This window comes from bacterium (assembly GCA_026708015.1).
Taxonomy (GTDB): Bacteria; Actinomycetota; Acidimicrobiia; order Acidimicrobiales; family Bin134; genus Poriferisocius.
This window is the reverse complement of record JAPOVT010000041.1, coordinates 1-18613: the sequence shown is the minus strand read 5'-3', so window position 1 is coordinate 18613 and position 18613 is coordinate 1. Positions and strand designations below refer to the sequence as shown.

The following is an 18613-nucleotide window of genomic DNA, read 5'->3' as shown; positions in this document are numbered from 1 at the left end:
CCACAGCGAGCTCCTTTGGCAGCTTGAAAGGCTCAAACTAATGCCAGCACCTAGCGGGCGACACTCACAGAAGCAGGGCACCGCACGAATTGGCAGGCATCGAGGGAACGGTAAGGGTGGAGGCACCATGACAACGCAATCGGATTCCGGCTCGATGCGTTCGGGGGGAACGGCGGTTGTTGAGCAGCTGGTGCGAGAAGGCGTCGAGGTGGTATTCGGCATTCCCGGCGTGCAGCTCATGCACATCTTGGACTCGCTCCACCACGGCGCCGATGAGATCCGCTACATAACCGTGCGCCACGAGCAGGCCACGGCCTTCATGGCCGACGGATACGCCCGGGTGAGCGGACGGCCCGGCACCACCCTCATCGTGCCCGGCCCCGGCGTGTACAACGCGGGGTCGGGGCTGGCCACGGCATACGCCGCATCGTCGCCGGTGTTCCAGATATCAGGCCAGATCAACCGGGACGCCATCGGCCAGGGCAAAAGCCTCCCCCACGAAGTACACGATCAGCTCGACGTGGTCCGACCCATCACCAAACACGCCGAGCGAATCACTGAGGCCGACCAGCTTCCCGCCGCGGTGAGACGGGCCTTTGCGGCGATGACTAGCGGCCGTACTCGCCCCGCTCACCTGGAAATTCCCCCTGAGACCATGGGCGAGCTGACAGGTGCGCCGGTTGTCGCCCCCGTCGCTCCCGAACCTCAGCGGCCCGATCCGGAACTGGTGGCCCAAGCCGCCCGCCTGCTCGCTGAGGCCGACCACCCGCTGCTGGTCGTCGGCGGCGGGGCCCATGGCGCAGCCTTTGTCCTTCGCGAGCTGCAACACCACCTCCAGGCGGCGACCATCTCCACTCGGGAGGGCAAGGGCGTGATCGACGGCCGCGACCCCGCGGTGCTCGGCACGCTGTTCGTCCACCAGCGCCTTGCACCGGTCATCGCCGACACCGATGTGGTGCTGGCGGTGGGTACCCGTCTCCAAGGCGTTGGGCTGGGCGACCATCACCGGCTGATCCACCTCGACGTCGATCCCACCGAGATCGGCCGATTCACCCCGCCGGAGGTCGCCCTGGTGGGCGATGCCGAAGCAGGCGCAGCCGACCTGCTCGACGCCCTGCGGCAGGTCAGCGATCCCAGTCCCGATCGCTCAGCGCAGTGGCACCAGGCTCGCCAGCGCGTCGACGTCGCCCATCGAGCCGCCGGTCCCCAAGCCGCCATCGTCGAGGCTCTGGCCGACAGCCTGCCTGAGGACTCAATTTTGGCAGTCGACGCCACCATGGTGGGCTACATGTGCCACATGTACCTGCCGGTCGCCCATCCCCGGTCCTACCTCACGTCTTCATACATGGGCACGCTCGGTTTCGCCATGAACATGGCCCTCGGCGCAAAGGTGGCCGCCCCTAAGCGGCCCGTGGTGTCGATCAACGGCGATGGCGGCTTCTTGTTCGCCAGCAACGAGCTGGCCACCGCTATCCAATACGACATCCCAACCGTGCACATCGTGGTCAACGACAGCGGTTACGGCAACACCCGCCTGGACCAAGAGGTCAACTACGGCGGACGGCTCCTCGGAACCGAGCTGCACAATCCCGACCTGGTGAAGTACGCCGAGTCGTTCGGTTGCGCCGCCGTGCGAGTCTCCGATGAGGCGGGCCTCCGCAGCACAGTTCGGGAGATGATCGCCGAGAACCGGCCCTCGGTGGTCGAGCTGGTTATCGACCCGTTGCCCACCAACGGGTTCTAGGGACACCCTCTCTCCGCGTTCGAACTGGCTACCAAGCCTCTCGCCAACGAGCTAGCTGCCGGTCAGCGGGAGAGGGGGATCCCGCTGACCGGCTGGCCAGCGCCGTTCTCAGGCCAGGTCGAACCGGTCCAGGTTCATGACCTTGGCCCAGGCGGCCGCAAAGTCTTGGACGAACTTCTCCTCACCGTCATCGCATCCGTAGACCTCGGCGATCGCCCGAAGCTGGGAGTTGGAGCCGAACACCAGATCGGCGGCAGTCGCCGTCCAGCGGAACTCCCCGGAATCCCTGTCGCGGCCCTCGTACACCCCGGACTGGTCGGCTGACGCCTGCCACTCGGTGTCCATGGTGAGGAGGTTGGTGAAGAAGTCACTGGTCAAGGTGCCAGGCCGGTCGGTGAGCACACCGTGTTGGGACTGGCCGACGTTGGCGTCGAGCGCCCTCATCCCGCCGACCAGCACGGTCATCTCCGGGGCGGTCAGATTGAGCAAGAACGCCTTGTCCACCAGCAGCTCCTCAGCGGGCCGCTTATGGAAGTCGGCCAGGTAGTTGCGAAAGCCATCGGCAGTGGGCTCGAGCACGGCGAAGCTCTCGACGTCGGTCTGCTCGGCAGTGGCGTCGGTGCGCCCCGGCGAGAACGAGACTGCAACGTCGTGGCCGGCGTCGCTGGCCGCCTTCTCCACCGCGGCACATCCGCCCAACACGATCACATCGGCCAGCGATACCTGACTGCCCCCTTGGGCGTTGAAGTCGGCCTGCACTTGCTCCAGGGCAGTCAGAACCTCGCCCACTCCTGACTGGACGTTGACCTCCCAGCCGTCCTGGGGTGCGAAACGGATGCGAGCCCCGTTGGCGCCGCCTCGCATGTCGGTGCCTCGGAATGTGGAGGCCGAGGCCCAGGCCGTCGCCACCAGTTGGGACACCGACAGCCCCGATCCCAGGATCCGAGCCTTGAGGTCGGCGATGTCATCGGGCCCGATGGGCTCGCCTTGGGGGGCGGGCACCGGGTCTTGCCAGATCAGCTCCTCATCGGGAACCTCTGGGCCCAGGTAGCGGGCCACCGGGCCCATGTCGCGGTGGGTGAGCTTGAACCAGGCTCGGGCGAAGGCGTCGGCCAACTCGTCGGGGTTCTTATGGAAGCGGCGGGAGATCGGCTCGTAGATGGGATCAAACCGCAGCGCCAGGTCGGTGGTCAGCATCATCGGCGCCACCCGCTTGGCCGGATCATGGGCGTCGGGCACGGTGTCGTCGGCCGCCCGGTCGGTCGGTCGCCACTGGTGCGCACCGGCTGGACTCTGGGTCAGCTCCCACTCATAGCCGAATAGATTGTCGAAGAAGCCGTTGTCCCATGTGGCGGGATCATTAGTCCATGCGCCCTCGAGGCCGCTGGTGATGGCGTCGCCGCCTACTCCTGAGCCAAAGGTATTCCTCCATCCCAGGCCCTGTTCCTCCAGGCTGGCGCCTTCGGGGTCGGCTCCGACGTAGGTGTCGGGGGCGGCACCGTGGGCCTTGCCGAAAGTGTGTCCGCCGGCGATCAGGGCCACGGTTTCCTCATCGTCCATGGCCATGCGTCCGAACGTCTCCCGGATGTCGATTCCGGCGGCGATGGGGTCGGGATTGGCGTTAGGGCCCTCGGGATTGACATAGATGAGACCCATCTGCACCGCACCCAGCGGTGTCTCCAGCTCTCTCTCGCCGGTGTAGCGCTCGTCGCCCAGCCACTCGTTCTCCGAGCCCCAGTACACGTCTTCCTCAGGCGCCCAGATGTCGGGGCGGCCCCCTCCGAAGCCGAATGTCTCAAGGCCCATCGATTCCAGAGCGACGTTGCCGGCGAGGATCAACAGGTCGGCCCACGAGAGCTTGCGGCCGTACTTCTGCTTGACGGGCCACAACAGCCGGCGGGCCTTGTCCAAGCTGGCGTTGTCGGGCCAGCTGTTCAGCGGGGCGAACCTCTGGGCCCCGGTGCCACCGCCGCCGCGGCCGTCGCCGATGCGGTAGGTGCCCGCGGCGTGCCAGGTGAGGCGGATCATGAGGGGTCCGTAGTGGCCGTAGTCGGCGGGCCACCATTCCTTGGAGTCAACCAGGACGTCGGCGATATCCTGCTTCACGGCAGCCAGGTCGAGCGACTCGAACTCGGTGGCGTAGTCGAACCCCTCCCCCATCGGGTCGGCCTCGGGTGAGTGCTGGTGCAGGATCTTCAGGTTCATCTGTTCGGGCCACCACTGCTCGGTGGCTGAGGTGCCCTTGGCGGTATTGGCCCCCGAAAACGGGCACTGGCTTGCGTTCTCAGTCATTGGACTCTCCTTTGTGTTGATGTTTGGTGGTTGATCGGTTCATTGGGCGGCCGGTTCTGGACTGGCGGCGAAGCACTCGGGGCAGCGACCCCAATAGATGACCTCCGCCTCGTCGATCTCGAATCCCAGGTCGTCGGAGGCGGTCAGGCACGGGGTGTAGCCCACCGCGCAGTCCACGTCGACCATCCGATTGCAGCTGCGGCAGATCAGGTGGTGATGGTTGTCGCCCACTCGGTCTTCGTAGCGAGCCGGCGATCCTGCGGGCTGGATCCGACGTATCAGGCCCTTGTCGGCGAGCATTCCCAGCGCGTCATAAACCGCCTGGCGGGAGATGGCGCCGATGTCGTTGTGGACCGCCTCGGCCACATCCTCAACGGTACCGTGAGGACAGGCCGAAACGGCACGGATGACGGCAATCCGCTGAGCAGTGACTTGCAAGCCGTTCTGCCGCAGCAGATCAGCGGTGGAGGGAGTATCGCTGGATCCCATGCCGGCATCCTAGCAAGTATTCTAGACTAATTCTAATATTTAGATGCTTCTGATCTAAGAAACATTCAGGACACGGGTCGGCCCGACCCAACGTCGCAGTCAGGCGCGCTCAGCGGCCAACTGCTCCATCATCTCCTCGAAGCTGATCTCGCCCCGGAGCATTTGCCGGGTAACTTCGGCCAGGGGATAGCTCGGCCACTGCTCCTCCCCCACTAGGTGGACCTCGCTGGCAACTGTCCCGTCGTCGAAAAACTCGTAAGTGCGGTATCCCGGCGGAAGCGTGGTGTATTCGTCAAGGTCGAGGTTCGTCGACAGCGACGGGCACTGGTGGACTGGGCGTCCAGCACACTCATGGGTGGTGTTGGTATGCGTGTGACCAGCTCCCACGCCGCGGATGTTGGGGACCATGTCGACCAGCCGAGCGAACTCCGCGTCATGGTCTTCTTTGTAGAAGAAACCGAAGGCTCCCGGCGGGTGGTGGGTCCACACAAAGGCGTGATCCGCGTCACTTCGCTCAACGGTCTCGACAATCCATGCCACCTCGGCATCCCCGAAACGGCCGTGCGCGTGGGTCCGGTCCTCTCGGTCCACCAGCGAGCCATCCGGTCGCCGGTCCCGCCCGTCTGCGTTGGAGTCGGCGAAGAGGAACAGCCACGACCCGACCCGCAGAGTGCGCCCGCTGCTGATGCCCGGCCGAGGCAATATGGCATCGAAGGGCACCTGCCGGTCGTGATTGCCGGGACACACCACCGCATCGACCGGGAGACGGGACAGCTTCTCGGCCACCTTCTCGTACTCGGCCTCGGTGCCGTTGTCGGCAATGTCACCGGTAATCACCACCAGATCAGGAGGCGGCCGGTCTGAAGCGAACGCATCGTCGAACACCGCGTCCCAAGTGTCATCGGTATTTCGAGGCGCGGCCTCAGGGTCGCTACAGAAGTGCATGTCAGAAAACTGGGTAACGCGAAACACGCCCCGATTCTTCCAAATCCGCCGCCGCGGGACCCGATCTTTTCCTAGATTCGCCCCCGTTCTCCCTTCAGCCCACCAGCGCGTCGGTCTGAGCGATGTCGTCACCCGCAAACAACAGAGGTTGACCCAGGCGGCGGGCGAGGGCGTACGAGAAGACATCTCCATAGTTGAGGGCTGCGGGATGCCTCCCCTTGCCGAAACGGCGCCAGCAAGCCAGTGCTTCTTCGGCCAGACTGGCATCCACGGGTTCTATCTGAACCTCGATGCGGGCCAAGAGCTCTTCGAGGAGCAATACGCCGGCCGCCCCGGTCTTGGCCTCCACCACGATTCCGAGTTCAACTCGGGTGGCGGCCGACATCACGCACGGGGCGCCCATCAACTTGCGCTCGATGTCTTCGCTGCCCGGCTCACCGAACAGAACCGCGACGATCGCCGAGGTGTCGACCACGTTCATGCGGGTAGACCGTGTTCGCCAAAGCCGATGATCTCGTCAGACGAACGCTCGTCGAGTACGGGCAACTCACGAAACCTCTCCACTATGTCCCCCAGCGCTGGTCGATGCCGGCGCCGGCGCTCCAGCTCCAATTGGGCTTCAAGCGACGCGGTAACCGCATCGGTGATGGACGTACCCGTCAACTCCGCCAGATCGCGGGCCAGTTGGTCGGCCTTCTCACTCTTAATGCTCAGCACCATAGGTATTAATATACTACTTTAGGTAGAAAGCTACTATCGACTACGGCCCCGGGAAGAAGACATAGGCAACTCGTTTAGCGGGGCTCGCGGGGCAGACCAAGGACGCGTTCGCCCAGGATGTTGCGCATGACGTTGGAGGTGCCTCCGGCGATTGTGTACGAGGCCGCATAGCAGATTCCCCTGGTCCACTCGTCTTCGAGCAGGGCTGCCGGCCCGAGGCTCGCGGCGGCGAATAGGGCTACCCGCTGCTCGTGTTCAGTGCAGAAGGCCTTGGTGGCCGCGCTGAAACCGGCCGGGGCCTGGCCAAGGACCTCTCGGTACACCAGTAGTCGGCCCAACCGATACTCGGTCTCCAATTGGGCGATTTGTTGGCGAACTCGGGGGTCAGATCGGTCGGCCACCGACCGGGCGTGCAGGAAAATCGCCCGGTTGGACGCCAACCGATCAATGCCGCCGCGCTCGTGGGCCAGCTGCACCATGGTCTGTTTGAAGGCGTCCCCTTCGGCACCGACCAGATTCTCCGCCGGCACCCGGACCCCGGTGAAGTAGATCTCGCAGAAGTGCCGGTTGGCGATCATGTCGGTGATGGGGCGTACTTCGATGCCCGGGGTGTCCATGGGCACAATGATCTCGCTGACCCCTCGGTGCGGTGGGCCATCTTCGCTAGTGCGACAGATCAGATAGCAGTAGTCGGCCATATGCCCGAAGCTGGTCCAGATCTTCTGGCCGTCGATCACGAACTGGTCGCCGTCACGAACCGCCCGAGTGGCAATGGAGGCCAGATCTGAGCCGGCGTCGGGCTCGCTCATCCCGATGCACCAAGTGGCATCCCCCGACAGCATCTGGGGCAAGAACTCCGCCCTCTGCTGGTCGGTGCCATAGGCGATCAGCGTTGGACCCATCTGGCGGTCGGCGAACCACATGGCCGCCACCGGCGCGCCGGCGCTAATCATCTCCTCGGCCACAATCAGCCGTTCAATAGGTGGCCTGGCCTGTCCCCCGTATTCGATCGGCCACCCCATGCCGATCCAGCCCTCGTCGGCCATGACCCGGGCGAATTCCTTGGAGTAGCCGTTGATCCACGAGTCGTTGTGACGTCCGAATTTGGCAACCCCCTCCTCGGCCACAGTCCGCGCCCGGTCGCGCAGGGCCAGCAACTCGGGAGAGAGTGCGAAGTCCAAACCGGCGGCCAGTGGCCCGCTGCTAGCTGGAGTCCAGCAGCAGGGCCAGCGCCAGAGTGGAGAAGGAGAAGATCAACGCGGCCACGATGGTGAGCCGGTCGAGGTTCTTCTCAATGACAGTCGACCCAGCGGCCTGCGTCCCGAAGCCTCCGCCGAACATGTCGGAAAGGCCACCGCCCCGGCCGCTATGCAGCAGCACCAGAAGCAAAAGCCCCAAGGCCGAAACCACGTCGATAACCACAAGCGCGATGGTCACAGCAGACAATTCTACCCGCTCGACTGACCCACAGACCCACCGGACACCCGTGTATTCTCCTGATTCGCATGGTTGGGGAAATGGGACTCCATGAGATTCACGGGCATCGGCAGTAGTTTGGCCGCGCCCTTCCGCTGGCGGGGAAAACGGGGCACCAAGAGGCTCAAGGGCATCAGAAATGGCCTGGTCGCATCCGTCCGATGGATCGCCAGATGGACTGCCAAAATCCTAAAAAGTCTCAAGTCGGGCAGAATGCTCCTATCGATCTCCGGTTTGGGAGCGGCGTTTGCGGTCGGAATCCTGGTATCGCAAATCTGGTGGTCGAACAGTGCCGACGATGCTCCCGCGACATCTTCTGGAGGATCCGCCGAGACCGACTACTCAACGACTCCTGACGAACCGGAATCTGGTGATGAATCGTCATCCGCTCCATCAGGCGACTCGCCGGAAAGTCCTGAATCGACTTCTGGCACTTCCGTATCGAATCAGGAGCCAGCCACCGACAACCCATCAGACGACGCTGACCCAGATCCGGATTTCCCTGATCCCTCTTCCACACCGGTCGTGGTCGTTTTGGACCGGATGCCCCCGACATATGAAGAGGCCTTGGCGGTTGCAGCGGGTCTGGCACCCATCACGACTCCTCCCAGCGACTGCGCGTCCCCGCTCTCCAATCCCGATCTGTTGCCCAACGCCCCCCGGGCCTACCGATCCGGCATCCACCAGGGGGTGGACTTCCAGTGCTTCACGCTGGGGCGCTCTGCGGTGGCCGCCCTCGACGGGCGGGTGGTCCTAGCCGTAGGCAACTACCAAGACCCCGATTCCGACGACCGAGATGAGCTGCTCGGCATCGCGGAACGGCTGCAAGCCACTCCCCCCTTCACACTATTGACGCTCTACGGCAACTATGTGGTGATCGACCACGGCGACTTCCCATTCCTCGGCCATGTGGTGACGGTCTACGCCCATCTCCACGAAGTGGATCCCGATATCCGGGTCGGCCAGAAAATCCAAGCGGGACAGCGAGTGGGCGAGATCGGAAATCGCGGCACCCACGCGGCCGCCAACGGGGACTTCTACACCGACCCCCACCTTCACTGGGAGATCTACATCGACAACCTGTACCTGGGCGCGGGCCTGTCCACTGCGGAGACCCGCGAGGTGTACACAACCCTGTTCTCCGAGACTCCGGGATAGACCTCCCACCTGTGGACTAAAGAAATCTCACTCCGCTCTGCAACAATTCCCGGCATGGATTCGGACTTCATGCGCAGGGCAGTGGAATTGGCCGACTTGGACGCGGTGCGAATGGCGCTGTTCCAGCACACCGACGATCCCGAGATTGCGGCACTGCCGAGAATGCTGGAACTCGACGATGACCAGCGCGAGCTTCTGGTTGCCAAGACGGTGGCCTGGCTGGAGGAGAACGCCGGACCAGGGATGCCCGAGGAACCGCCGCAACCCCGCCTGCGCCAGCTGATGAACCTGGCCACCAAAGAGGACATGGGCGACCTGGAATTCGAATCGCGGCGCGAGCTGATGGCCTTCAAACCCTTCCCCTGGACAGTCGACTGGACCAACGGCAAGCCTGAGATTCCCGAGGGCTTCCGAGTGGCGATCATCGGCAGCGGATTCAGCGGACTGGCTGCGGGCATCCAGATGGAGCTGCTGGGACTCCCGTATGTGATCCTGGAGCGCCGATCTGAGCCGGGCGGCACCTGGAGCCGACACCACTATCCCGACATCCGGGTGGACACCATCTCGATCACCTATGAGTTCGCCTTCGAGAAGAACTACCCGTGGCCCGAGTACTTCGGGAAGGGCCAGTACGTGCGGGAATACCTGCTCCACATCTCGCGCAAATACGGCATGTACGACAACACCCGTTTCGACCACGACCTGAAGCGGGCCACCTTCGACGAGGAACGCGACGTGTGGGTGCTCGAAGCCGACACCCCAAACGGCATCGAGACCATCGAGGCCAACGTGGTGATCAACGCGGTCGGCGCCTTCGCCAATCAGAGGACCCCCAATTTCGAAGGCTTGGAGGACTTCCCCGGCCGAGTCATTCACCCGTCCCAATGGCCAGAGGACTACGACTACAGCGGCGACCGGATCGCCGTCATCGGCAACGGATCGACCGGAGTGCAGCTCCTCTCCCCCATCGCCGAAGAGGCCGAGCAGGTGTACGTCTTCCAACGCTCCAAGCAGTGGATCAGCCCTCGGCCCAAGTACGGACAGCCCATTGAGCCCGAAGTGCGCTGGCTGCTCGACAACTTCCCCGGCTACTGGAATTGGTGGCGCTATATGGCCATCGCGGCGCTGTTCAAGACCCACGACCAACTGATTCCTGACGAGGAGTGGCAGGCCGCCGGCGGCTATTGGAACGAGGTGAACGACCAGCTGCGCTCGTTCCTCACCAACTACATCCACGAGCAGACCGACAACGACCCGGACCTCGTGGATCGGCTGATACCCGACTATGCCCCCTTCTCCCGGCGCCCCGTGGTGGACAACGGCTGGTACCGGGCCCTAACCCGCGACAATGTCGAGCTGATCACCGATCCGATCGCCCGGTTCACCCCCGAGGGCATCGAGACCGCCGATGGAACTCTTCACGAGGTGGATGCCGTCATCACCGCCATCGGCTTCGACATCGTCCAGTTCTTGTACCCAGCCGACTACATAGGCCGAGACGGCCTCAACGTGCACGACTTCTGGTCGAAAGACGGCCCCCGGGCCTATATCAGCATGATGGTGCCGAAGTTCCCCAACATGTTCATGCTGTACGGCCCCAACTCCCAGCCCCTGTCGGGCGGTACAGGCCTTCCCATCTGGTATCAGGTGTGGTCGGGCTACGCGGGCCAGTGCATCGTGCGGATGCTCGAAGAGGGCAAGTCCAGCGTCGAGGTCTCGATGGACGCCTTTGAGCGCTACAACGAGGCGCTGGACAAGGAAGCCTCCAAGCTCCTGCTCATGCACGAGATGGGGTCTCCGGGCAACAACTACTACGTCAACTCCACCCACAATCGACTTCAGATGAGCTCCCCCTGGTACGGCCCCGAGTACCACCGCCTCTGTACCGAAGTCGAGTGGGACGACATCGAGATCACCTGACCCACTTCAGGCCAACGGCTCTTCAGACCTAGTGGCGCCAAGCGGGGGCTCCGCGTCCTCCTATTGGAGTCTGAAGCGAACGATTCGAGAGAAGCTGTCGACTTCCAGCGACGCCCCTCCCACTAGGGCGCCGTCGATGTCGGATTGGGCCATGAGCTCGGCAACGTTGACGGGCTTGACCGAGCCACCGTATTGAACCCGCACGCTGGCGGCGGCGTCGGCGCCGAAATTGACCCGCACCCGCTCTCGGATCAGAGCACAGCCCGCTTGGGCGTCGGCGGGGGTGGCGGTGTGGCCGGTGCCGATAGCCCACACCGGCTCGTAGGCAATCACCATGGCCCCCACCTGGTCTCGTTTCAGCCCGGCCAAACCGGCGTCCACCTGGGAGGTGATCCGGGCCTCGGTCTGGTCGGCTTCCCGCTCCTCCAGGGTTTCGCCGCAGCACATGATCGGAGTCATCCCCGCGGCCAGGATGGCCTTGAGTCGCCGGTTCACATTCTCGTCGGTCTCGCCGAAGAGCTGGCGGCGCTCGGAGTGGCCGGCGATTACGTAGCTCACCGCCAGCTTGGCCAGCATGGCGGGCGACACCTCTCCGGTGAACGCCCCGGTCTCCTCCCAGTGACAGTGCTGGGCACCGAGGGCGATGGGGATGTTGTCGGCGTCGAGTACCGTCTGAGCCGAGCGCAGGTTGGTGAACGGCGGGTGGATGGAGACGTCGGCGGAGGCGTAGTCGGCATGGTCGAGGGCATACGACAGCTTCTGAATGAGCTGGATGGCCTCCAGATGGTTCATGTGCATCTTCCAGTTGCCGCTGATCAGCGGTTTGCGCTCAGCCATTGCTGTCCTCCTCACGAGTGCCAACGGATTCCCTGAGGGCCCTCAAGCCGGGCAAATCGCCCTGTTCGATCAACTCCAACGACGCGCCGCCGCCGGTAGAAACGTGATCCATCTCCTGGTCGAGGCCGAACTGGCGCACCGCCGCCGCGCTGTCGCCCCCGCCCACAACGGTGAATGCTCGGCTATCGGCCAGTGCTTGGGCCACAACTTTGGTTCCGGCTGCGAACCTCGGATCTTCGAACAGCCCCATAGGGCCATTCCACAACACGGTGCCGGCCTCGGCGATGAGATCGCTGAACTCAGCAGCGGTACCGGGCCCGATATCTAGACCCCGCCAGTCGGGTCGCAGATCTACACCGGCCTGCACCACATGTTCCCCCGGCGCCAGCGCAGTGATGTCGGAAGGGAGCCGGATGGGCGCCCCTGATTGCAGCAGCCGACCGCAGGCTTCGATTTGGTCGGCCTGGAGCAGTGAGTCGCCCACGCTGTGGCCCAGGGCGGCCAGGAAGGTGAAGCACATTCCCCCGCCGATCACCACCTCGTCGGCGGTCTCCAGCAGGGCGTCGATCACCCCCAGCTTGTCGCTGACCTTGGCCCCGCCCAGCACGGCGACGAACGGCCGCTTGGGCTTGGACCGTAGGCCGAGCAGCACTTCGGCCTCTTTGGCCAGCAGGCGCCCAGCGGCGCTGGGCAGATAACCAGGCGGTCCCACGATGGAGGCATGAGCTCGGTGCGACGCTCCGAAGGCGTCGTTCACATAGCCGTGGCAGCCGTCGACCAACTGCTGGACCAGTCGGTCGTCGTTGCCGGTCTCTCCGGGGTCAAAGCGCAGGTTCTCCAGCAACTCCACGCCAGAGGCCAACTTGCCCAGTCGGATCTGAACCGGCGCCATCGAGTATCGGGGATCGGGCTTGCCGTCGGGGCGGCCCAAGTGGCTGCACGCCACAACCGCGGCCCCCTGACCGGTCAACCAACGGATGGTGGACAGGGCAGCCTTGATGCGAAAGTCGTCGGCAATGGCGCCATCGGAGTCAAGCGGAACGTTGAAGTCGGCCCGCAGCAGGATCCGGCGGCCGTCCAGCCCACCAAGGGCCTCGCTCAGCGTCTCAAGGGTGGGCAGCACCTCAGTGCTCAGCCGCCCGCTGCGCCCACGATAGAGACCAAGTCGACCAGCCGGTTGGAGTAGCCCCACTCGTTGTCATACCAGCCGGAGACTTTGACCAGGTTGCCCAAGGCCATGGTCAACCCGGAGTCAAGCGTGCAAGAGGCCGGCGAGCCAACGATGTCGGACGACACCAATGGGGCTTCGCTGTAGTCCAGCACCCCGGACAGCGGTCCGTCGGCCGCTGCGGCGGAGAAAGCGGCGTTGACGTCGTCGGCCGAAGGCTCACCCTGCACCATAGCGGTGAAATCGGTGAGGGAACCGTTGGGAATCGGCACCCGCAGCGCGATGCCGTCCAGCAGGCCGTTCATGGCCTGGAGCACCAAACCGGTGGCCCGGGCGGCCCCAGTGGAGGTGGGCACGATGTTCGCCGCCGCGGCCCGGGCCCGGCGCAGATCGGAGTGCGGACCATCCACCAGCGCTTGGTCGCCGGTGTAGGCGTGAACGGTGGTCATCAGGCCCCGCTCCACTCCGAAAGCATCGTCGAGCACCTTCACCATGGGCACGAAGCAATTTGTGGTACACGAGGCGTTGGACACCACCAGGTGGTTGTCGGGGTCGAAATCGCTGTCGTTCACCCCCACCACGAAGGTGGCATCGGCCCCCGACGCCGGGGCCGACACGATCACCCTCGGGGCACCGGCATCCAGATGGGCGGCAGCCTTATCGCGAGCGGTGAAAAACCCGGTGGACTCCACCACGACGTCCACACCCAAGTCCTTCCAGGGCAAATCTGCTGGGTTGCGCTCTGACAGCACTTGCAGGACCCTGCCGCCGATGTCGAGCCCGCCGTCGACCACCGCAACCGGGTCGGCGAATCGGCCCATCACTGAGTCATACTGCAACAGATGGGCCATGGTCTCCAGGCTGCCCAAGTCGTTGACGGCCACGAATTCCAGATCGGCGCCAGCCTGTCTTGCCGCTCGAAAGAAGTTCCGTCCGATGCGGCCGAAGCCGTTGATGCCCACGCGAATGCTCATGCGGCTGAGACTAACGGCCCACCCGCCGAATTCTGATGATTGTGACTACAAAATCGCCCGCTTTCACCCCGTCCCAGCAATGCCTGCACGAGAATGAGCAAGGGAGCACGCGCCGACAGATTGTACACATCAGGGTGTATGATGGTGTCATGAGTCGCACCAACATCGACATCGACGATGAGCTCATTGAGCGCGCCATGCAGACTTTTGGGCTCCGCACCAAGCGACAGGCGGTACATCTCGCCTTGGAGCGCCTCTTGGGTGGAGGTCCGATGACCATTGAAGAGCAACTGGAAATGGAAGGTGTCGGCTGGGACGGCGACCTAGACACCATGAGGGCGAACCGGTTTGCCGATTGGGACAACGGTGCTGATAGCTGACACCTCCGCGTGGATCGACTTCTTGTCGGCAACGGGGTCACCCCAGGCGCAGAGAATGCGCCAGGCGATATCCAAAGGAGAGGTGATCACCCTTGATCCGATCCTGCTTGAGGTCATGGCCGGCGCCCGCCGAGATGCTGTCGCCCGAACCCAACGGCTGCTGGAGGCCCAGCAACATGAAGCGCTGTCCCCCAAGCTCGATTGGCTCGATGCGGCAACGATCTACCGGGAGCTCAGATGGAGGGGAATCACCATTCGCTTCCAAGCTGATGCGCTCATCGCGGCCGTCGCCATCCGCATCAACGTACCCGTGCTTCACCACGACCGCGACTACGGGCACATAGCCGAGCACACCCCCCTCCAACTCGTCGAAGTGTGATGTTTCGATTGGCAACCTGATGCGGATTGTCGACTTGTTGGAGCGTGATGCGGCGCTCTATTCCCAGCGGACTGCGGTAGCGGTCAGCGGGGGGCCATCGGTCACGTTTGAGGAGTTGCGAGACCGGGTTCGCCGGTTGGCAACCGGGCTTGAAGATGCCGGGGTGGGCCGGGGCGACCGGGTGGCGCTCATGGCCGACAACGGGCTGGTGTTTTTTGACGTCTATCTGGCCGCGGCCTACCTGGGCGCGGCAGCCGTCCCGCTGAACACCCAGCTCACCGACCCTGAGCTGGACTTCATCCTGTCGAACGCCGAGCCTTCCCTCACCGTGGCCACCAGCCAATATGCCCTGCGGGTGGGGGCGATCGGCTCCGCGGGACCGGTCATCGACTGCCAAAGCGATGCCTATGCAGAGATGCTGGCGTCGGTGCCGTTCACCGATCTGGATCGCGCCTCCGAAGATGACACCGCGCTGATTATCTACACCAGCGGCACCACTGGTCGACCCAAAGGGGCATGCCTCACCCAGCGGGGGCTGGCGTTCAACGGGATGACCATGGCATTGGTGCAGCGGTTTCGACCCGACGACGTGTACTTGTCGACCACGCCGCTGTACCACGTTGCCAGCGGAACGCGGGTGTGCTCCATGTTGGCCGATGGCCAGACCCACGTGGTGTTGCGCTCCTTCTCGCCGGAGTCGTTCTTCGCCGCGGTCGCCGAGCACCGGGTGACCATCTCGATCCTGGTCCCCGCCCAGATTCGCCGCCTCCTCAACCATCCGGGCTTCGAGGAGGCCGACCTCTCCAGCCTTCGCCTCATCGTCTACGGCGCGGCGCCCACCGCAGGGCCACTCATTCGACAGGCCCATGAGCGCTTCGGGTGCGGCCTGTACCAGGCGTACGGCATCACCGAGGGCATATCCAATATCGCCGGGCTGCTGCCTGAGGACCACGACCTGGCCCTGGCCACATGCCCCGAGCTGTTGGAATCGTGTGGCCGGGCGGTACCTGGCGTCCGGATCGAACTCCATGACGACAGCGGCGACTTCGTTGCCCCCGGAGAGGTAGGCGAGATCTGGGTAAAGAGCGAGAAGGTGATGGCCGGCTACTGGCGCGACCCCGACCAAACCGCCGAAGCCCTGGTCGACGGATGGCTGCGCACCGGTGACCTGGGCCGATTCGACGACGACGGCTACCTCTACATCGTGGGCCGGTCCAAGGACATGTTCATCAGCGGCGGGGTAAACATCTATCCCAGCGAGATCGAGGCGGTGCTCTATGACCACCCGGCCGTGGCCGAGGTGGCGGTGGTGGGGCGCCCCGACCCCGAATGGGGCGAGCGCCCGGTGGCGTTTGTCGAACTCCGACCAGATGAATCGCTCGACGGTCTCCTCGATTGGTGCCGCCAACGCCTGGCCAAGATCAAGGTCCCCGACGAGTTCATCGCCGTCGACAGCTTCCCCCGCACCGTCACCGGCAAGATCCGCAAAGTCGAGCTACGAGAGCACCTCGCCGCAAACTGACCGGATCAGGAAGTCAGCCCGCAGTGTTTGCCCAGAGCTTCGGCCGCCTCTCGGGTTTCGACGGGGTCATAGGAGACAACCACCACATTGACCACATCGGCCCCGGCTTCTCCCAGGGCCGACAGCGTGCTCCGTGTGGCGTCCCCATCGGTGAGGTCCAGCACGCCCGGTCTACCGGCACCGACTGCCGCTGGACAGTTGGTGGCCACGGTGAACGGATTATCTACCCTAGGCGAACTCTTGCGCTCCTCCCGTAAGAAGTCCACATGTTCCCGCAGGTCTTGCGGGGTCATTCGAGCGGCCAACCAGCCGTCTCCCACTGCGGCGGCCCGGCGGAGTGCGGGGCGGGAATGGCCGCCCAGGTAGATCGGCAGCGGCGACTGAACCGGCTTGGGCTGCATGTTGAGGGGCAAGAACGAGTGGGTCGCGCCCTCAAATGAGGGCTGGTCTTGCTCCCACAGCGCGCGCAAAATCTCGATTCCTTCCTCTAGCCGTTGCCGACGACGGGAGTAGTCGGCACCCAGGGCGTCGAACTCCTCGCGAAGCCATCCGAGGGTTGCTCCGAAGATCACCCTTCCCCCCGACAGGAAGTCGAGCGTGGCCACCGCTTTGCCGACGATCACCGGGTTGCGCTGGGGAAGCACGCAGGCGTTGACCATCAGTTTGATGGTGGACGTCGCCCCGGCAACGAAGGCCAAGGTGGTGAGTGACTCCATTCGGGGATTGTCGGTGGGATACGGATACTTCCCGTCGGCCATGGTCGGGTTCTGCGACGTGAACTCCACTGGAAAGGCAATGTGGTCACCCACCCACACTGAGTCCAATCCGGCTGACTCGGCGGCTCGAGCCACATCCACAATGTCCTGGGCTGTGGCCAAGCCTTCGTAGGGCAGACAGAGACCGATCCTTGGACCGCGATAAGGCAAGTTGTCTGACCCCATAGAGCCTGTTTCCTTTGATCAAGCTGTCAGCCGGACATTAGCGGGATCGCCTCAGCGCCGAACCGCTCAACCCGTGTTGTCGCCAGACCAAGACCGTCACTAGAAGCACCATGCGACGGTCATCACGACACCTGCGATGAGATCAAGACGGCATCGGGATCCGAGACCGTGGAAATGGTCGAACGGTCCCAGCTTCATAGAGAAGATCCCGCTACCGGGGCCAGATTGTGGGAAGCCAGTGAAGCAATGATGGCGAAAATCCGGGACGATGTCTGAGCGCTGTTCTGAAACCTCTCGCCCTACACGTTCAACTCTGTGACCTTCCCGTCCTTTGCCACGCAGAAGGCCGAGTCGTCGGATCTCACCGCACAATAGCCTTCAGATCTTCTCACAACCGACTTGTAAACACCCGCTACAGGCCCGAAGTCAACAACCCCATAATGCCAGCAGACAATGGCGTCGTCGGATCTCACCGCACAATTGCCGAAGCCACCAACCGAAACTGACTTGAAAGTGCCTGCGGGAGCATCAATCAACCTCTCTCCCCAAGTCGTATCCCCCCAGCAGACAATGGAATCATCGGATCTCACCGCACAAGAATGGCTTGAACCAACTGAAACTGACTTGAAAGTGCCTGCGGGAGCATCAAGCAACCCCACCTCGCTGGTATCCCCCCAGCAGACAATGGCGTCGTCGGATCTCACCGCACAACTGCCGTAGCCACCAGCCGAAACTGACTTGAAAGTGCCTGCGGGAGCATCAAGCAACCCCTTCTCGCTAGCCCAGGTACTCCCCCAGCAGACAATAGAGTCGTCGGATCTCACCGCACAACTGCCGTAGCCACCAGCCGAAACTGACTTGAAAGTGCCTGCGGGAGCATCAAGCAACCCCTTCTCGCTAGCCCAGGTACTCCCCCAGCAGACAATAGAGTCGTCGGATCTCACCGCACAACTGCCGTAGCCACCAGCCGAAACTGACTTGAAAGTGCCTGCGGGAGCATCAAGCAACCCCTTCTCGCTAGCCCAGGTACTCCCCCAGCAGACAATAGAGTCGTCGGATCTCACCGCACAACTGCCGTAGCCACCAGCCGAAACTGACTTGAAAGTGCCTGCGGGAGCTTTAATCAACCCCTCCCCGTCATAGCTGGTATTCCCCCAGCAGACAATCGAGCCGTCGAGTCTCACCGCACAATCATGGTCGACACCAGCCGAAAGCGATCTATACCGCTGGCGTGTCACAGTTGCTTCTGGCGCGAAGACCTCCACTCTGGCCCGGTCTATCACTCCCTCTCCATATTTTGAAAGCGCTGATACACTTACGACTACGCCCGGGTCTAGGTTCTTGGACTTGCGCTTGTCACACTGTCGGCCATCGCCCAAGAGAGCAGCGTCAAAATCAAGAACGGCAGATCGTACACTGCTCGACACCACTTGTTCAGAGATCAGCTCGCCTTCCAAACGAAAGCCTCCTCCGACAGGTCGCGATTCATTCAGACAACTGACCCTAATGACGTAACCGGTAATTGGTGCTCCATCAGTCCATGTGGGCGGACGCCAACCAACCGCGAACTTGCCGTCAACCACTTGAGATGTCCAGTCACTGCCATCCCCTGTGGGTCTGTCAGGAATTTTGTGTATCGGGCGTGATCTGAGGGTCCGCGGCCGGGTG

The 18613-nt window shown here is 63.5% G+C and carries 18 protein-coding genes; 6 read left to right on the top strand and 12 right to left on the bottom strand.

Features of this window, described 5'->3' with window-relative positions; translation table 11 throughout:
* The first annotated feature begins 127 nt into the window (after positions 1–127).
* A complete protein-coding gene (locus OXG30_08655) occupies positions 128–1744 on the top strand; it encodes a thiamine pyrophosphate-binding protein (protein MCY4134969.1) in 1617 nt (538 codons plus the stop codon).
* Positions 1745–1852: 108 nt separating this feature from the next.
* Here OXG30_08655 and katG read toward each other — a convergent pair whose 3' ends face one another.
* The 7 genes from katG to secG form a co-directional block, all read right to left on the bottom strand.
* Complete coding sequence (gene katG / locus OXG30_08650; GenBank protein ID MCY4134968.1) at positions 1853–4036, bottom strand: catalase/peroxidase HPI; 2184 nt, start codon at positions 4034–4036, stop codon at positions 1853–1855.
* Between the two features lie 39 nt (positions 4037–4075).
* The gene (locus OXG30_08645; protein MCY4134967.1) at positions 4076–4525 is read right to left on the bottom strand and encodes a Fur family transcriptional regulator; all 450 of its coding nucleotides are present in this window, start codon (positions 4523–4525) and stop codon (positions 4076–4078) included.
* 99 nt (positions 4526–4624) lie between these two features.
* Entirely contained in the window at positions 4625–5497 is an 873-nt protein-coding gene (locus tag OXG30_08640) for a metallophosphoesterase (GenBank protein MCY4134966.1), read from the bottom strand.
* A 67-nt stretch (positions 5498–5564) separates the two neighbouring features.
* Positions 5565–5951, bottom strand: coding sequence for a type II toxin-antitoxin system VapC family toxin (locus OXG30_08635; protein ID MCY4134965.1), 387 nt, complete (start codon positions 5949–5951; stop codon positions 5565–5567).
* Positions 5948–6190: a type II toxin-antitoxin system VapB family antitoxin gene (locus OXG30_08630; protein MCY4134964.1), complete on the bottom strand. Its 243-nt coding sequence runs from the start codon at positions 6188–6190 to the stop codon at positions 5948–5950. The genes OXG30_08635 and OXG30_08630 overlap by 4 nt, the downstream gene beginning before the upstream one ends.
* A gap of 74 nt (positions 6191–6264) precedes the next feature.
* Entirely contained in the window at positions 6265–7371 is a 1107-nt protein-coding gene (locus OXG30_08625; protein MCY4134963.1) for an acyl-CoA dehydrogenase family protein, read from the bottom strand.
* A gap of 22 nt (positions 7372–7393) precedes the next feature.
* Complete coding sequence (gene secG / locus OXG30_08620; protein ID MCY4134962.1) at positions 7394–7627, bottom strand: preprotein translocase subunit SecG; 234 nt, start codon at positions 7625–7627, stop codon at positions 7394–7396.
* Positions 7628–8233: 606 nt separating this feature from the next.
* Here secG and OXG30_08615 point away from each other — a divergent pair.
* Together OXG30_08615 and OXG30_08610 are read left to right on the top strand one after the other, a co-directional pair.
* Complete coding sequence (locus OXG30_08615; protein ID MCY4134961.1) at positions 8234–8824, top strand: M23 family metallopeptidase; 591 nt, start codon at positions 8234–8236, stop codon at positions 8822–8824.
* A gap of 54 nt (positions 8825–8878) precedes the next feature.
* Complete coding sequence (locus OXG30_08610; GenBank protein ID MCY4134960.1) at positions 8879–10744, top strand: NAD(P)/FAD-dependent oxidoreductase; 1866 nt, start codon at positions 8879–8881, stop codon at positions 10742–10744.
* Positions 10745–10804: 60 nt separating this feature from the next.
* Here OXG30_08610 and tpiA read toward each other — a convergent pair whose 3' ends face one another.
* Genes tpiA through gap form a run of 3 tightly spaced genes read right to left on the bottom strand, consistent with a single transcriptional unit; the run spans position 10805 to position 13723 of the window.
* Positions 10805–11581 (bottom strand): triose-phosphate isomerase, encoded by a 777-nt coding sequence (tpiA, locus tag OXG30_08605; GenBank protein MCY4134959.1) that lies wholly within the window; start codon positions 11579–11581, stop codon positions 10805–10807.
* A complete protein-coding gene (locus OXG30_08600; protein ID MCY4134958.1) occupies positions 11574–12701 on the bottom strand; it encodes a phosphoglycerate kinase in 1128 nt (375 codons plus the stop codon). Before OXG30_08600 ends, tpiA begins: the two co-directional genes overlap by 8 nt.
* An 11-nt stretch (positions 12702–12712) precedes the next feature.
* Positions 12713–13723 carry a type I glyceraldehyde-3-phosphate dehydrogenase gene (gene gap, locus OXG30_08595; protein MCY4134957.1) on the bottom strand — a complete coding sequence of 337 codons (1011 nt, stop codon included), beginning with the start codon at positions 13721–13723 and terminating at the stop codon, positions 12713–12715.
* Between the two features lie 149 nt (positions 13724–13872).
* Here gap and OXG30_08590 point away from each other — a divergent pair, with 149 nt between their 5' ends.
* From OXG30_08590 to OXG30_08580, 3 genes are read left to right on the top strand one after another with little or no spacing between them, the layout of a single operon-like run.
* Positions 13873–14103 carry a type II toxin-antitoxin system VapB family antitoxin gene (locus tag OXG30_08590; GenBank protein MCY4134956.1) on the top strand — a complete coding sequence of 77 codons (231 nt, stop codon included), beginning with the start codon at positions 13873–13875 and terminating at the stop codon, positions 14101–14103.
* Positions 14104–14158: 55 nt separating this feature from the next.
* A complete protein-coding gene (locus OXG30_08585) occupies positions 14159–14482 on the top strand; it encodes a PIN domain-containing protein (GenBank protein ID MCY4134955.1) in 324 nt (107 codons plus the stop codon).
* Positions 14483–14501: 19 nt separating this feature from the next.
* Entirely contained in the window at positions 14502–16004 is a 1503-nt protein-coding gene (locus OXG30_08580; GenBank protein MCY4134954.1) for an AMP-binding protein, read from the top strand.
* A gap of 5 nt (positions 16005–16009) precedes the next feature.
* On the opposite strand, the gene OXG30_08575 is transcribed toward OXG30_08580, so the two are convergent.
* Positions 16010–16882 carry an LLM class F420-dependent oxidoreductase gene (locus OXG30_08575; protein ID MCY4134953.1) on the bottom strand — a complete coding sequence of 291 codons (873 nt, stop codon included), beginning with the start codon at positions 16880–16882 and terminating at the stop codon, positions 16010–16012.
* Between the two features lie 362 nt (positions 16883–17244).
* Positions 17245–18402, bottom strand: a complete 1158-nt coding sequence (locus tag OXG30_08570) for a hypothetical protein (protein ID MCY4134952.1) — start codon at positions 18400–18402, stop codon at positions 17245–17247.
* Positions 18403–18613: the final 211 nt, after the last annotated feature.

Bases quoted from the DNA above. Each gene is read 5' to 3' on its own strand.
- OXG30_08655 (MCY4134969.1), top strand. From the start codon at position 128: ATGACAACGCAATCGGATTCCGGCTCGATGCGTTCGGGGGGAACGGCG.
- katG (MCY4134968.1), bottom strand. From the start codon at position 4,036: ATGACTGAGAACGCAAGCCAGTGCCCGTTTTCGGGGGCCAATACCGCC.
- OXG30_08645 (MCY4134967.1), bottom strand. From the start codon at position 4,525: ATGGGATCCAGCGATACTCCCTCCACCGCTGATCTGCTGCGGCAGAAC.
- OXG30_08635 (MCY4134965.1), bottom strand. From the start codon at position 5,951: ATGAACGTGGTCGACACCTCGGCGATCGTCGCGGTTCTGTTCGGTGAG.
- OXG30_08630 (MCY4134964.1), bottom strand. From the start codon at position 6,190: ATGGTGCTGAGCATTAAGAGTGAGAAGGCCGACCAACTGGCCCGCGAT.
- OXG30_08610 (MCY4134960.1), top strand. From the start codon at position 8,879: ATGGATTCGGACTTCATGCGCAGGGCAGTGGAATTGGCCGACTTGGAC.
- tpiA (MCY4134959.1), bottom strand. From the start codon at position 11,581: ATGGCTGAGCGCAAACCGCTGATCAGCGGCAACTGGAAGATGCACATG.
- gap (MCY4134957.1), bottom strand. From the start codon at position 13,723: ATGAGCATTCGCGTGGGCATCAACGGCTTCGGCCGCATCGGACGGAAC.
- OXG30_08590 (MCY4134956.1), top strand. From the start codon at position 13,873: ATGAGTCGCACCAACATCGACATCGACGATGAGCTCATTGAGCGCGCC.
- OXG30_08585 (MCY4134955.1), top strand. From the start codon at position 14,159: ATGCGCCAGGCGATATCCAAAGGAGAGGTGATCACCCTTGATCCGATC.
- OXG30_08580 (MCY4134954.1), top strand. From the start codon at position 14,502: ATGCGGATTGTCGACTTGTTGGAGCGTGATGCGGCGCTCTATTCCCAG.